The organism is Microvirga arsenatis (assembly GCF_009910705.1).
Classification (GTDB): domain Bacteria; phylum Pseudomonadota; class Alphaproteobacteria; order Rhizobiales; family Beijerinckiaceae; genus Microvirga; species Microvirga arsenatis.
This window is the reverse complement of record NZ_JAAAXJ010000008.1, coordinates 52,618-66,636: the sequence shown is the minus strand read 5'-3', so window position 1 is coordinate 66,636 and position 14,019 is coordinate 52,618. Positions and strand designations below refer to the sequence as shown.

At 68.6% G+C, this 14,019-nt stretch carries 9 protein-coding genes; 6 read left to right on the top strand and 3 right to left on the bottom strand.

Features of this window, described 5'->3' with window-relative positions:
* The first annotated feature begins 5 nt into the window (after window positions 1-5).
* The gene (tolB, locus tag GR303_RS15505; protein ID WP_161723899.1) at window positions 6-1,331 is read left to right on the top strand and encodes a Tol-Pal system beta propeller repeat protein TolB; all 1,326 of its coding nucleotides are present in this window, start codon (window positions 6-8) and stop codon (window positions 1,329-1,331) included.
* A 344-nt stretch (window positions 1,332-1,675) separates the two neighbouring features.
* Here the strand turns inward: tolB and GR303_RS15500 are convergent, their stop codons facing one another.
* Together GR303_RS15500 and GR303_RS15495 are read right to left on the bottom strand one after the other, a co-directional pair.
* Window positions 1,676-2,293: an HdeD family acid-resistance protein gene (locus tag GR303_RS15500; protein WP_161723897.1), complete on the bottom strand. Its 618-nt coding sequence runs from the start codon at window positions 2,291-2,293 to the stop codon at window positions 1,676-1,678.
* Window positions 2,294-2,364: 71 nt separating this feature from the next.
* Window positions 2,365-3,882: a phospholipase D-like domain-containing protein gene (locus GR303_RS15495; protein WP_161723895.1), complete on the bottom strand. Its 1,518-nt coding sequence runs from the start codon at window positions 3,880-3,882 to the stop codon at window positions 2,365-2,367.
* Between the two features lie 246 nt (window positions 3,883-4,128).
* On the opposite strand from GR303_RS15495, the gene pal reads away from it, so the two are divergent.
* The 5 genes from pal to glmM all read left to right on the top strand — a co-directional run bounded on the left by pal (window position 4,129) and on the right by glmM (window position 10,506).
* The gene (gene pal / locus GR303_RS15490; RefSeq protein WP_161723894.1) at window positions 4,129-4,629 is read left to right on the top strand and encodes a peptidoglycan-associated lipoprotein Pal; all 501 of its coding nucleotides are present in this window, start codon (window positions 4,129-4,131) and stop codon (window positions 4,627-4,629) included.
* 228 nt (window positions 4,630-4,857) lie between these two features.
* Entirely contained in the window at window positions 4,858-5,814 is a 957-nt protein-coding gene (gene ybgF / locus GR303_RS15485) for a tol-pal system protein YbgF (protein ID WP_161747587.1), read from the top strand.
* A 27-nt stretch (window positions 5,815-5,841) separates the two neighbouring features.
* Entirely contained in the window at window positions 5,842-6,861 is a 1,020-nt protein-coding gene (gene tilS / locus GR303_RS15480) for a tRNA lysidine(34) synthetase TilS (RefSeq protein WP_161725451.1), read from the top strand.
* A gap of 143 nt (window positions 6,862-7,004) precedes the next feature.
* A complete protein-coding gene (gene ftsH, locus GR303_RS15475) occupies window positions 7,005-8,924 on the top strand; it encodes an ATP-dependent zinc metalloprotease FtsH (RefSeq protein WP_161725449.1) in 1,920 nt (639 codons plus the stop codon).
* Window positions 8,925-9,150: 226 nt separating this feature from the next.
* Entirely contained in the window at window positions 9,151-10,506 is a 1,356-nt protein-coding gene (glmM, locus tag GR303_RS15470) for a phosphoglucosamine mutase (RefSeq protein ID WP_161725448.1), read from the top strand.
* A gap of 313 nt (window positions 10,507-10,819) precedes the next feature.
* Here the strand turns inward: glmM and GR303_RS15465 are convergent, their stop codons facing one another.
* Complete coding sequence (locus tag GR303_RS15465; RefSeq protein WP_161725446.1) at window positions 10,820-13,981, bottom strand: efflux RND transporter permease subunit; 3,162 nt, start codon at window positions 13,979-13,981, stop codon at window positions 10,820-10,822.
* Between the last annotated feature and the right edge of the window lie 38 nt (window positions 13,982-14,019).

The window sequence follows — 14,019 nt, the reverse complement described above, 5'->3', positions numbered from 1 at the left end:
ATCCCATGATCACTCGCATCGTTTCCCGTCTCATCGTCGCGCTGGCCGTCGTCCTGCCGATGGCGGCGCTCGTTCCCGCTGCCCAGGCGCAGCTCTCGTTCCGCGTCGGTCCCGGCGGGCAGTTCCAGCCCATGCCCATCGCCATCGCCGACTTCTCGGGCGAGGGCGATCTCGGCCAGCGGGTGTCGGGGATCATCACCAACAACCTGCAGCGCTCAGGGTACTTCGCGCCCCTCGACAAGGCGCGCTTCCCCGAGCGTCCGTCCTTCGACGCAGCGCCGCGCTTCGACGCCTGGAAGATGGCGGGCGCCCAGGCGCTCGTGACCGGGCGCGTCTCGCGCGACCCGTCGGGGCGCCTGCGCGCGGAGTTCCGCCTGTGGGACATCGAGACCGGCCAGCAGCTCACCGGCCAGCAGTATGTGACGGACGCCAATTTCTGGCGCCGCGTCGGCCACATCATCTCGGACGCGGTCTACACCAAGATCACGGGCTTCGGCGGATTCTTCGACTCGCGCATCGTGTTCGTCGACGAATCCGGCCCGAAGGAGAACCGCCGCAAGCGTCTCGCCATCATGGACCAGGACGGTGCCAACGTGCGCTACCTGACTCAAGGGGACACCTCCGTCGTGGCGCCGCGCTACTCGCCCGCCACCCAGGACATCACCTACATGTCCCAGGTCGAGGGCCAGCAGCCGCGCGTCCAGGTCATCAATCTGGAGACCGGCACCCGTCAGGTGCTCGGCAACTTCCCCGACATGGCCTCCTCGCCGCGCTTCGGGCCCGAGGGAAGCCGCATCGTCATGAGCCTGCAGCAGGGCGGCAACGCCAACATCTTCATGATGAATCTCGGCTCGCAGGCCACCACGCGCCTGACCTCGACGCCCGCCATCGACACCTCGCCGTCCTTCTCGCCGGACGGGAAGCAGATCGTGTTCGAGAGCGACCGCGGCGGCAAGCAGCAGATCTACGTGATGAACGCGGACGGCTCGGACCAGCGCCGCATCTCCTTCGGCGACGGCTCCTATTCGCAGCCGGCCTGGTCGCCGCGGGGCGACTACATCGCCTTCACCAAGCAGCGCGCCGGCGGCTTCGCCATCGGCATCATGAAGCCGGACGGCTCGGGCGAGCGCATCCTCACGGAAGGCTTCCACAACGAGAGCCCGACCTGGGCGCCCAACGGCCAGTACATCCTGTTCTTCCGCGATCCGGGCGGGCAGGCCGGCGGCAAGCTCTACATGGTCGACATCACCGGCCGCGTGGAGCAGCCCGTGCCGACCCCGTCCTTCGCCTCCGACCCGACCTGGTCGCCGCTGTTGAGCGAGTCGCGGTAAGCGAGCGCCAACCTGCCCTCTCCCCCCTTGTGGGGGAGAGTTGGAGAGGGGGGTGTGAGCGATCATCTCAGAAGGTCTGGCGCCTATTCACCTCTCCCTGAGGGAGAGGTCGGACCGTCAGGTCCGGGTGAGGGGTTACAGCCCTCTCCGGCACCCGCTCTCCCCCTCACCCTCGCTGTCGCTCGACCTCTCCCCGCCGCAGGTCGGGTGTTCCCGACCTGCAGCCCAGAAACGGATCTCGGGAACACCCGAGATCCGGGGAGAGGTGATCGGAGCCACGATCTTGAAAGGGGAGCGCCGGCACCCCCACCCTGGCCCTCCCCACAAGGGGGAGGGAAGTGGGCTCAAGCCCTCAGCGTCCCCGTGCTGCCGGCCGCATCGTCCCGGCGACCCTTCAGCTTGAAGGCCAGCACCAGGAGGCCGATGCCGAAGGCCAGCGCATAGGCGCCGAGCCACCAGGTCAGCACCACGGCGCCGACCAGCGGCGCGATCAGGAGCGCCACGCCGAAGAGCACGGACACGAGGCCGCTGAAGATCAGCCAGCCGCGGCCGTAATCGGGGTTGAGCTTGAAGGCGGCGACGATCATCAGCACGCCGGTGACCAGCGACCAGACGGCTGTCAGGGTGACGAAGAACAGCACCGTCAGCGTCGGCATGGCGAAGGCAACGATGCCGACCAGGATGTTGAGGATGCCCTCCAGCACCAGCAGGCCCCAGCGCTGGTGGTTGGACGCAGCCCTGATCCCTGAGACGATGCCGAAGACCCCGTCGACCAGCATGTAGGCCGAGAAGAACAGCACGAGGGACAGGATCGTCGCCCCCGGCGAGAGGAAGGCGATGAGCGCGAAGACAATGGCGAGGACGCCCCGCAGGGCCAAGGCCCACCAGTTCTGCGCCAGGAGGGCGCTCATCGCATGGGTGCGGTCGAGGGGATCGAGGGTGCCGGAGGGGCCTGATGCCATGGGAAACTCCTCGGGAAGCGCGTGTCGGGCATACCCGACGTCAACGCCAAGCTTGGGCCCCGGGTTTCCTTTTATTCTCCGATGGAGGCCTCTTCCTCCTTGATCCTCGCCAGCTTGCGCCGCAGGGCGAGCTTGCGCCGCCGCAGCCGCACGCGCCGCTTGAGGCGGAAGGCGCGGATCAGCAGCGCGAGGCCGAACCAGACGAGCGCAATGACCACCGGCGAGATGATGATGACGGGGAAGAACGTGATCAGCGCCGCGAGGGCCAGCAGGACGCAGCCGATGATGGCGATGCTGCTCGCCTCCGTGGCGGTGAGCGAGCGCGACCCGGATCCCACCGCCCGGCCCACGGTGGTGGAGAGCGCCAGGGCGCCGGCCGCAAGGCGCCTGACGCCGCCCTTGGCATAGCGGTGCCCGCGGCGCGAGCGCATGTTCTTCGCCTGCCGGCGGCGCGACTGCCAGCCGGGCACGATCTCCGTGGCGTTGGCGAGGTCCTCCAGGTACATCGCCTCCATCGCCTCGGCGAAGCCCGTGTCCTCCACCACCACGTCGAGCTCCCAGTTGGTGGCCCAGCTCGCCAGGTTGAGGTTGGTGGAGCCCACCCGCGCCCAGCGCCCGTCCGCCACGGCGGTCTTGGCGTGGAGCATGGAGCCGTTCCACTCGAACACGCGGATGCCGGCCTCGATGAGGGAGCGGTAGCCCGCCCGCACGACCGGCTGCAGCGCCGGCACGTCGCTCGATCCCGGAACGAGGAGCCGCACGTCCACGCCGTCCCGGGCCGCCTCGCCCAGGGCCTGCACGTAGGAGGTGGTGGCGACGAAATAGGCGTCGGTGATCCAGAGGTTGCGCTGGGCCGTGGCGGCGATGAACTGGTCGACCCGGTAGGTGCGGAACATGCCGGGCTCGCCGCTGATGACCCGCGCCGCGATGGTGCCCGCATGCGGGATGAGATCCGCATGGGGCAGCTCGGATTTCGGGATCGCCCGCATGCCCGCAAGCGACCAGCTCTCGGCGAAGGTGGCGTCGAGATCGGCCACCACGGGTCCCGCGAGGGACACGCCCGTGTCGCGCCAGGGCTCCTGGCCGTCCTTGCCGACCCAGTTGTCGGACACGCACAGCCCCGAGACGAAGGCGATGCGCCCGTCCACCGTGATCAGCTTGCGGTGGTTGCGGCGGATCCAGAACGGGTCCGTCAGCCGGGGCGGGTTGAAAACCCTTGCCTCGACGCCGGCCTCGCGCAGGCGCCGCCAGTAGGGCGGCAGGGCGCGGGCGGAGGAGCCCAGCCAGTCGTAGAGCACCCGCACCCGCACGCCGGCGCGCGCCCGCTCCATGAGCGCCTCGGCGAATTCCCGGCCCGTGTCGTCATCGGCGACGATGAAGTTCTCGAAGTGGACGACCCGTTCGGCGGAGCGGATCGCCTCGAGCCAGGCCGGGTAGTTCTCCCGCGAGTCGCGCAGCAGGGCGACCGCGTTGCCATGGCGCAGGTCGCTGTCGGCGATGCGCGAGAAGGCCCGCTCCAGACGCAGGTCGTCGAGGGCCTTGCGGTAGGGCTGTCCGAGGGTACCGGGCGGGGTCGTCACGATGTTCATGACCTCTCAACGCGTGAGACGGGCAATCGGCAGCCGAGCTTCGTCTAACTTCCCTAAAGGAATGTATCCCAGGGCTGGACGCCGTGGTCTTCACGTTCTGTTAACCCTAAGGCCAACTTCCACAACTTGGCCATAATTCACCTTGATCCGGCGCTTGTCCTCACGGTTGACGGAACCCTCCCTTAACCATCCTCCCGATATGAAAGACACAACGTTCGGCAAACGTATGTGTAAGGAGTATTGCCCATGATGACGCTGCGCGCCGTCAAATTCGCCGCTGCTCTCGTCCTCGCCCTCGGGGCGGCGGCGTGTTCGTCCAACAAAGATGAGATGGCGGGCGGAGCCGGCGGCTTCGGCGCCGGCGGCGCCGCCACCCCGGGCAGCGCCCAGGACTTCGTCGTCAACGTGGGCGACCGCGTGTTCTTCGAGACCGACTCCACGGACCTCACCCCCACCGCCGTCGCGACCCTCGACAAGCAGGCCCAGTGGCTGCAGCGCTACCCGCAATACACCTTCATCGTGGAGGGCCATGCGGACGAGCGCGGCACCCGCGAGTACAACTTCTCGCTCTCCGCCCGCCGCGCCCAGGTCGTGCGCGACTACCTGATCTCCCGCGGCATCCCGGGCAACCGCTTCCGCACCGTGTCCTACGGCAAGGAGCGCCCGGTGGCGGTGTGCAACGACATCTCCTGCTGGTCGCAGAACCGTCGCGCGGTGACGGTGCTCGGGGGCGGCGCCGGGGCATAAGGCCTCACCCAGCGCATCGTGCGGAAAAGTGGATCCGGTTTTCCGCTCCGAACGATGCGCCGGCCAAGAGAGGGAGTCTCGAAATTGTCCCCAAAAGTGGGGCCCACTTTTGGGTCCGATACTCTCGCTCAAGTCCCTGTGAAATCCTGGAGCGCCGCCATAGTCTCGCCGTGGCGGCGCTTTTGTGTTAACGGCGCCTCGTTCGAGGATCCTCACGGATATCCCAGCATGTATCGACGCCTGTTTGCCTTTTTCGCCCTTGCCCTCGCCCTCGCAGCCCCTGCCGCCGCGCAGGATGCCGCCGAGGTGGTCGTGCGCCTGAACCGGCTCGAGAGCCAGTTCCGCCAGCTCGCGGGGCAGATGGAGCAGCTCCAGTTCGAGAACCGCCAGCTGAAGGAACAGCTGCGCAAGTTCCAGGAGGACGTGGAGTTCCGCTTCCAGGAGGGGCGGGGCGGCGGCTCCAAGCCCGCGCCCTCCACCGCGACGCCCCCGCGTCCGGCCCAGCCTCAGGCGCAGCCCGCCCCCGCTCCCCAGCCGCAGCGCCGCAGCGACGTCTTCGATCCGTCGGAGGCGCCGGATGCCCCGGGCGCGCCCCGTCCGCTCGGCTCCACGCCGCCGTCCGCCCCGCTGGCGGCGGATGCCGGCCGCCCGATGCCGCTGCCCGGCGGCCAGCTTGCCGGCATCGGCGACCTGATCGAGCAGGACGAGGCCGGCGCCCCGATGGATGGCCCCGCCGCGGCCCTGCCGCAGGGCGCCATCAGCGAAAGGCCCGGCCCGAGCGTGGCGGCCACCAGCGTCGGCAACCCGCGCGCGGATTTCGACGCGGCCTATGCCTCCTTCACGCAGAAGCAGTACGACCAGGCCGAGATGGGCTTTCGCCGCTTCCTGCAGTCCAATCCGCGCGACAGGCTGGTGCCCGAGGCCACCTTCTGGCTGGGCGAGACCTATCTCGTGCGCAGCCGCTACCGGGAGGCCGCGGAGCAGTTCCTGAACGTCTCGGCCGAGCACCCCGATGCGGCCAAGGCTCCCGACGCCCTGCTGCGGCTCGGCATCTCCCTCAACGGGCTGGGTGCCAAGGACCGCGCCTGCGCCGTCTTCGCCGAGCTCGACCGCAAGTACCCGCAGGCCTCCGCCGCCGTGCGCCAGGCCTCCGAGCGCGAGCAGAAGCGGATCAAGTGCAGCTGATCCCTTAAAAAGCCTTCAGGCCGCGCCGTGGCTCTTCCTCCGCCCCCCGACGATCCGCTCTCGGATGACGGGCTGGAGCGCATGTTCCTTTCCCTCGATCGCGCCTCCGGCATCGTGGCCGCCGTCTCCGGCGGTCCGGATTCCATCGCCCTCATGCACCTTCTCGCGCGCTGGGCCGCTGGGCCCGGCCGCCCGCCCGTGTTCGTCGCCACCGTGGATCATGGCCTGAGGCCCGAGGCTGCCGAGGAGGCCGCCTTCGTCGCCCGCGAGGCCGCCGCCTTGAGCCTGCCGCACCGGACGCTCCCCTGGACCGGGAGCAAGCCCGCAGCCGGGGTTCAGGAGGCCGCCCGCGAGGCGCGCTACCGCCTTCTCGTCGCCCATGCCCGGGAGCTCGGCGCCTCCCATCTCGTCACCGCCCATACGCTCGACGATCAGGCCGAGACGGTGATGATGCGCCTCGCCAGGGGCTCCGGCCTGCAGGGGCTTTCCGGCATGCGCCGGGAAACGGACAGGCAGGGCATCCGCCACGGCCGGCCGCTCCTCGGCCTGCCGAAGTCGCTTCTTCTCGACCTCTGCCGGCGGGAGGGCTGGCGCTTCGTCCTCGATCCCTCCAATGCGAACGAGCTCTACGCCCGCGTGCGCTGGCGCAGGCTCATGCCGCTCCTGGCCGAGGAGGGGCTCACCGCCGGGCGCCTCGCGCGCCTCGCCGAGCGCGCCGCCCGGGCGGACGAGGCCCTCGACCGCATGGCCCGGGAGGCGCTGGAGCGGGCAGGGCCGGTCCAGGAGGGGGGAGGCCTGGCGTTCCAGGCCGGTGCGCTGGGCCGCGAGCCCTTCGAGATCGCCGTGCGGATGCTGGCCTTGAGCCTCGCCCGCATCGGGCTCGAAAGCCCGCGCCTCAGCCGGCTCGAAGCCTGCGCGGAGCGCCTCAGGGAGGCGGTGGATCAGGGGCAAGCCCTGCGCGCGACCGTCGCCGGAGCGCTCGTTCGCCTCGACCCCGGGGGAAAGGTGACGCTCGCCCGGGAACCCCCCCGTCGCCGGGGCCGTTAGCCAAGTCACCTGCCAAGGCTATCGGATGATGCCGCACGGGCGCCTCATTCCCTTGGCAAGGCGAGACGGTGTGCCTACATTGAGTTTAGCCGCGCGGGGAGATCTCCTCACGCTCATCTCCCTCTGGGGCAGAACCTGATCCAATGAATTCAAATTTCCGCAACTTCGCCTTGTGGGTCGTCATCTTCCTCCTGGTGCTGGCGCTCGTCACCCTCTTCCAGAGCCCCGGCCAGCGGGGCGGCGGCAGCGACATCGCCTACAGCCAGCTTCTGAGCGACGCCGATGCCGGGCGCATCTCCAGCGTCGTGATCTCCGGGCCCGAGATCAGCGGCACCTACACGGACGGCCGCACCTTCACGAGCTATGCGCCGAGCGACCCCATGCTGGTCACGAAGCTGCAGCAGAAGGGCGTGCAGATCACGGCCCGTCCGCAATCCGATTCGACCCCCTGGTTCATCGCGGTTCTCATGAACATCCTGCCCATCGCGCTCTTCATCGGCGCCTGGGTGTTCCTGTCGCGCCAGATGCAGAGCGGCGCCGGCCGGGCCATGGGCTTCGGCAAGTCGAAGGCGAAGCTGCTCACGGAGGCCCATGGCCGCGTGACCTTCGACGACGTCGCCGGCATCGACGAGGCCAAGGAGGACCTGCAGGAGGTCGTGGAGTTCCTGCGCGATCCGCAGAAGTTCCAGCGCTTAGGGGGCCGCATCCCCCGCGGCGTGCTGCTCGTCGGCCCTCCCGGCACCGGTAAGACCCTCACCGCCCGCGCGGTGGCAGGCGAGGCCAACGTGCCGTTCTTCACCATCTCGGGCTCCGACTTCGTCGAGATGTTCGTGGGCGTGGGCGCCTCCCGCGTGCGCGACATGTTCGAGCAGGCGAAGAAGAACGCCCCCTGCATCATCTTCATCGACGAGATCGACGCGGTCGGCCGTCACCGCGGCGCCGGTCTCGGCGGCGGCAACGACGAGCGCGAGCAGACCCTTAACCAGCTGCTGGTCGAGATGGACGGCTTCGAGGCCAACGAGGGCGTGATCATCATCGCGGCCACCAACCGCCCCGACGTGCTCGACCCGGCGCTCCTGCGCCCGGGCCGCTTCGACCGCCAGATCGTGGTGCCGAACCCCGACGTGGTCGGCCGCGAGAAGATTCTCCGCGTCCATGTGCGGAAAGTCCCGCTCGCTCCCGACGTGGACCTGAAGGTGATCGCCCGCGGCACCCCCGGCTTCTCGGGCGCGGACCTGATGAACCTCGTCAACGAGGCGGCGCTGCTGGCCGCCCGGCGCGGCAAGCGCATCGTCACCATGCGCGAGTTCGAGGACGCCAAGGACAAGGTGATGATGGGCGCCGAGCGCCGCACCCTCGTCATGACCGACGACGAGAAGCGCCTGACCGCCTATCACGAGGCCGGCCACGCCGTCGTGGCGCTCAACGTTCCGGCCACGGACCCCGTGCACAAGGCCACCATCATTCCGCGCGGCCGCGCGCTCGGCATGGTCATGCAGCTGCCTGAGCGGGACAAGCTGTCCATGAGCTACGAGCAGATGACCTCGCGGCTTGCGATCATGATGGGCGGGCGCATCGCCGAGGAGATGATCTTCGGCAAGGAGAAGGTCACCTCCGGCGCCCAGTCCGACATCGAGCAGGCGACGCGCCTGGCCCGCATGATGGTGACCCGCTGGGGCTTCTCGCCCGAGCTCGGCACCGTCGCCTACGGCGAGAACCAGGACGAGGTCTTCCTGGGCATGTCGGTGGGCCGCCAGCAGAACATCTCGGAAGCCACCGCCCAGAAGATCGACTCGGAGGTGCGCCGCCTCGTGGAGGGCGGGCTGAACGACGCCCGCCGCATCCTCACCGAGAAGCAGCACGATCTGGAGACCCTGGCCCGGGGCCTTCTGGAATACGAGACCCTCACCGGCGAGGAGATCCGCAACCTCCTCGACGGCCAGCCCCCGGTGCGGGACGCCGGCGACCCGGTCACCCCGACCCGCGGCTCCGCCGTCCCGACCACCCGTCCCGGCCGTCCCCGGGAGAGCGATGGCGGCATGGAGCCCCAGCCGCAGGCCTAAAAGCGCCAGTAGTTGTGAAATCCAGGAACGCCCGCTTTATCAGCGGGCGTTCTTTTTTGTTTACCCTGAAGTACTAATACTACACATGAGCTAGGCGGAAGGTTTGTAACAATCGCTTATCACTTGTGATGCGCGGATCGGCCTCCATGCCTTGACCGAAGTGGGGGAGGTTGCTTTGAAAAAGCAAAAGCGCGCATCGGCGCAACGGAATGCGGAGACAAAGCACGTGCGTAAATACTTTGGGACCGACGGCATTCGCGGCCGCGCCAATGGCATCATCACCCCGGATCTCGCCCTGCGGGTGGGGCAGGCGGCTGGAGTCATGTTCCGGCAACGCGGCGACTACCGCCACCGGGTCGTCATCGGCAAGGATACGCGGCTGTCCGGCTACATGATCGAATCCGCCCTTCAGGCCGGCTTCACCTCGGTGGGAATGGATGTGCTGCTCCTGGGGCCCATCCCGACCCCGGCGGTCGCCATGCTCACCCGCTCCATGCGCTGCGACCTCGGCGTCATGATCTCGGCCTCGCACAACCCCTACGAGGACAACGGGATCAAGCTGTTCGGCCCCGACGGGTTCAAGCTCAACGACGACATGGAGCTCCAGATCGAGGCCCTGATCGATTCCGACCTGACGCAGCGCCTCTCCGGCTCCGCCACCCTCGGCCGCGCCAAGCGCATCGAGAGCGTCCATGCCCGCTACATCGAGTTCGCCAAGCGCACCCTGCCGCGCCAGATCGACTTGGAGGGCATGCGGGTCGTGGTCGATTGCGCCAACGGCGCCGGCTACAAGGTGGCTCCCGAGGCCCTGTGGGAGCTCGGCGCCGAGGTCATCTCCATCGGCGTGGAGCCCAACGGCTTCAACATCAACCACGACGTCGGCTCGACCGCGCCCGATGCCCTGGTCAACAAGGTGCGCGAGATGCGGGCCGACGTGGGCATCGCTTTGGACGGCGACGCGGACCGCGTCCTCATCGTCGACGAGAAGGGCAACAAGGTCGACGGCGACCAGCTCATGGCGGTGGTCGCCCGCTCGTGGAAGGAGGACGGGCGCCTGGCGCAGCCGGGCATCGTCGCCACGGTCATGTCCAATCTCGGCTTCGAGCGCTACCTGAACGCGATGGGCCTCAACCTGGTGCGCACCGCCGTCGGCGACCGCTACGTGCTCGAGCACATGCGCGCCCACGGCTTCAACCTCGGCGGCGAGCAGTCCGGCCACATCATCATGTCGGACTACACCACCACGGGCGACGGCCTCGTGGCGGCCCTCCAGCTGCTCGCGGTGGTCAAGAGCATGGGCAAGCCGGTCTCCGAGGTCTGCCACTGCTTCGAGCCCCTGCCGCAGGTGCTCAAGAACGTGCGCTACAAGTCGGGCAAGCCGCTCCAGGACGCCTCCGTCATCCAGGCCATCGAGGCCGGGCGCGAGCGCCTCGGCGCCGCCGGGCGCCTGGTGATCCGTCCCTCCGGCACCGAGCCGGTCATCCGCGTGATGGGCGAGGGCGACAACGAGGATCTCGTCAACCGCGTGGTGGACGACGTGGTGCAGGCCGTGAGCCAGGCGGCCTCCAAGGTCGCGGCGTAAGAGCGCTGCTTCCCTCCAGAGTTTTAAGCAAGAGCCCCGGCGAGATGATCGCCGGGGCTTTCTCCATTCTGCCATACCTCCCTCCCCCTTGCGGGGAGGGGCAGGGGTGGGGGTGGTGTGGCCGGGTGAGACCTTCCCGTCATGGCCGGGCCTGTCCCGGCCATCCCGATACGGACAGGTGAGGCGCTTCAAACAATCGGGATCACCGGCACAAGGCCGGTGACGACGCTGAGGGCGTCATCGAGAGCCGCGCTCCACCGTCCCGACCCCCACCCTCAATCCCTCCCCGCAAGGGGGGAGGGAAGAAGCCGGTTCACTCGGCCGGATGAGCCGGAGGCTGCGGGGCGGTGTGGCGCGGCAGGTCCTCGCCGTGGGGGCGCTGGCCCGTCTGGGCGCGCAGCCGCTCCAGCATCTCGCCCACGTAAGTTGCAGGCTTGGTGAAGCCGCCGATGAGCAGGTAGATCGAGGGCACCACCAGCATGGTGAGGATGGTGGAGACCGTCACGCCGCCCACGATCACCGTGCCAATGGCGTTGCGCGCCTCGGCGCCCGCGCCGGTGGACCAGGCGAGCGGAACGGCGCCGCCGATCATGGCGATGGAGGTCATCAGGATCGGCCGCAGGCGCAGCACCGAGGCCTCGAGCACCGCCTCGCGCACGCCGTAGCCGCGCTCGCGCAGCTGGTTCGAGAACTCGACGATCAGGATGCCGTTCTTGGTCATCAGGCCGATCAGCAGGATCATGCCGATCTGGCTGTAGATGTTGAGCGTCTGCCCCGTGACGAACAGGGCGAGCAGGCCGCCCGTGACCGCGAGCGGCACGGTGAGCATGATGATGAACGGGTTGATCCAGCTCTCGAACTGCGCCGCCAGCACCAGGAACACCACGAGCAGCGCCATGGCGAAGGTCACGTAGATCGCATTGGTGGAATCGAGGAAGTCCCTCGACTGGCCCGTATAGCCGATGCGCACCTCCGGCGGCAGGTTCTCGCGCACGATCTGCTGGAGCGTCTCGAGCCCCTCGCCGATGGAGATGCCCGGCGCCAGCGAGGACTGGATCGTGATCGAGCGCAGGCGGTCGAACCGGTTGAGCGCCTGCGGCGCCGCCGATTCCGTCAGCGTCACGAAGGAGGAGAGGGGAACGAGCTCGCCGTTGGCGGCGCGGATGAAGGTGTTGGTGAGATCGTTCGGGCTCGCACGATCCTCGGCGCGGGCGCGCATGATCACCGGGTACTCGTCGCCGCGGCTCACGAAGGTGGAGACCTCCGTCTCGCCGAACATGAGCTGCAGCGTGCGGCCGATATCCTCCACCGAGACGCCGAGATCTGCGGCGCGCTGACGGTCGATCTGGACGCGGATGTCCGGCTGCGACTCGCGGTAGTTGGAGTCGAGGTTCACGAACTTGCCCGTCTCCTGCGCCTTCTGCATGACGGTGTCACGCCAGCCGCGCAGGGTCTCGTAGTCGGGGCCGCCGAGCACGAACTGGATCGGCTGGCCGAAGCCGCCGGCGCCGCCGAAGGCCGGAGGGTTCACCACGGACACGCGCGCACCGGGGAAGTTCGACACCTTCGGGGTCAGCTGGCGCACGATGTCCTGCTGGCTCTGGTTGCGCTGCTCCCAGGGCACCAGGCGCACGATCACCATGCCCTCGTTGACCGGGGAGGGGCGGGCGAAGCCCGGTGCCACCTGGCTCAGGGTCGAGCCCACGAGGCCCTGCTCCTGCAGGGGCAGGATCGCGCGCTCGATCTCCTTCACCCGGTCGCGGGTGTAGTCGAGGCTCGCGCCCTCGGGAGCCTGGATGCGCACGATGATGGCGCCGCGATCCTCGGTGGGCGCAAACTCCTTCGGCAGGGATTGGAAGAGGCCGTAGGCGGAGAGCGACACCAGGAAGCCGATGAAAAGGATCACGACCGGGATCTTCAGGGCCTGGGACAGGAGCCAGCGGTAGCCGCTGTTCATCTTCTCGAAGAGCGGCTCGGTCATGCGCTGGATCCGGCCGTGGGCCGGCACCATCAGCTTCGAGCACATCATCGGCGTGAGCGTGCGCGCCACCACGCCGGAGAAGAAGATGGAGGCGGCAAGCGTGATGCCGAACTCGCGGAAGAGCTTGCCGGTGTTGCCGGTCATGAAGGCCAGCGGCACGAACACCGCCATGAGGGTGGCGGTGGTGGCGATCACTGCGAAGCCGATCTCGCGCGCGCCGTCGAAGGCGGCGAGCAGGGGCGGCTGACCCTCCTCGATGCGCCGGTGCACGTTCTCGATCTCCACGATGGCGTCGTCCACCACGATGCCGATGGCGAGCACCACGGCGAGCAGGGTCAGCACGTTGATGGAGGCGCCGAAGAAGGCCATGACCATGCAGGCCGCGATGATGGAGACCGGGATCGCCACCATGGCCACGATGGTGGAGCGCCAGTCGCGCAGGAAGACCAGGATCACCAGGATCACGAGCGCCACGCCCTCGATGAGCGTGCGCAGCACGCCGTTGATCGAGGCGCGGATGAACTGGCTCTCGTCGTAGGAGATTTCCGCCGTGGTGCCGGGCGGCAGGGAATCCTTGAGCTCCTCCAGCTCCTTGCGCACGCCGTCGACCACCGCCAGCGTGTTCGCGGTCGACTGGCGCACGACGCCCATGCCGATGGCGGTCTCGCCCGACTGGTAGAACTCGAAGCGCGTATCCTCCGGGCCGACCTCGACCTGCGCCACTTCGCCGAGGCGCACCAGGTAGCCGTTCTTGCTGCTGACGATCACCTGCCTGAACTGCTCCGGCGTCGCGAGGCGGGAATCGGTCTTGACCGTGAACTCGCGCTGGGACGACTCGATGCGCCCCCCCGGCAGCTCCACGTTCTGGCGCTTGATGGCGGTTTCGAGGTCCTGGACCGTCAGGCCGCGGGCGGCGAGCGCCGGCCTGTCCACCCAGACGCGCATGGCGAAGCGCCGCTCGCCGCTCAAGTTGACGTTGGCGACGCCGGGGACCGTGGAGAGGCGGTCCACATAGACGCGCTTGAGGAAGTCGCTGAGTTCGAGGGCGTCGAGGGTCGTGGAGGTGACGCCGATCCACATGATGGCGGAGGCGTTGGCGTCGACCTTGCGCACCACCGGCGTGTCGGCGCCGTCCGGCAGGCGGCCGGTGATGCGGGACACGGCATCGCGCACGTCCGACGTGGCGGCCTCCGGGTCGCGGCTCACCTCGAACTCGATCGACACGGACGAGCGGTCGTTCTGGCTCTGCGAGGTGATCTGGCGAATGCCCTCGATGCCGGCCACCGCGCCTTCCACGATCTCCGTCACCCGACTCTCGATCACCTCGTTCGAGGCGCCGCGATAGACGGTGGACACCGACACCACGGGCCGGTCGACCTGCGGGTACTCGCGCACCGGCAGGTTCATGAGCGAGGCAAGGCCGCCCACGATCAGCAGCAGGCTGACCACCACGGCGAAGACGGGACGGCGGATGAAGAGGTCTGAAACCTGCATGACGGTTCGGCTCTGGTCCAATCCTGAAAACGAAACCT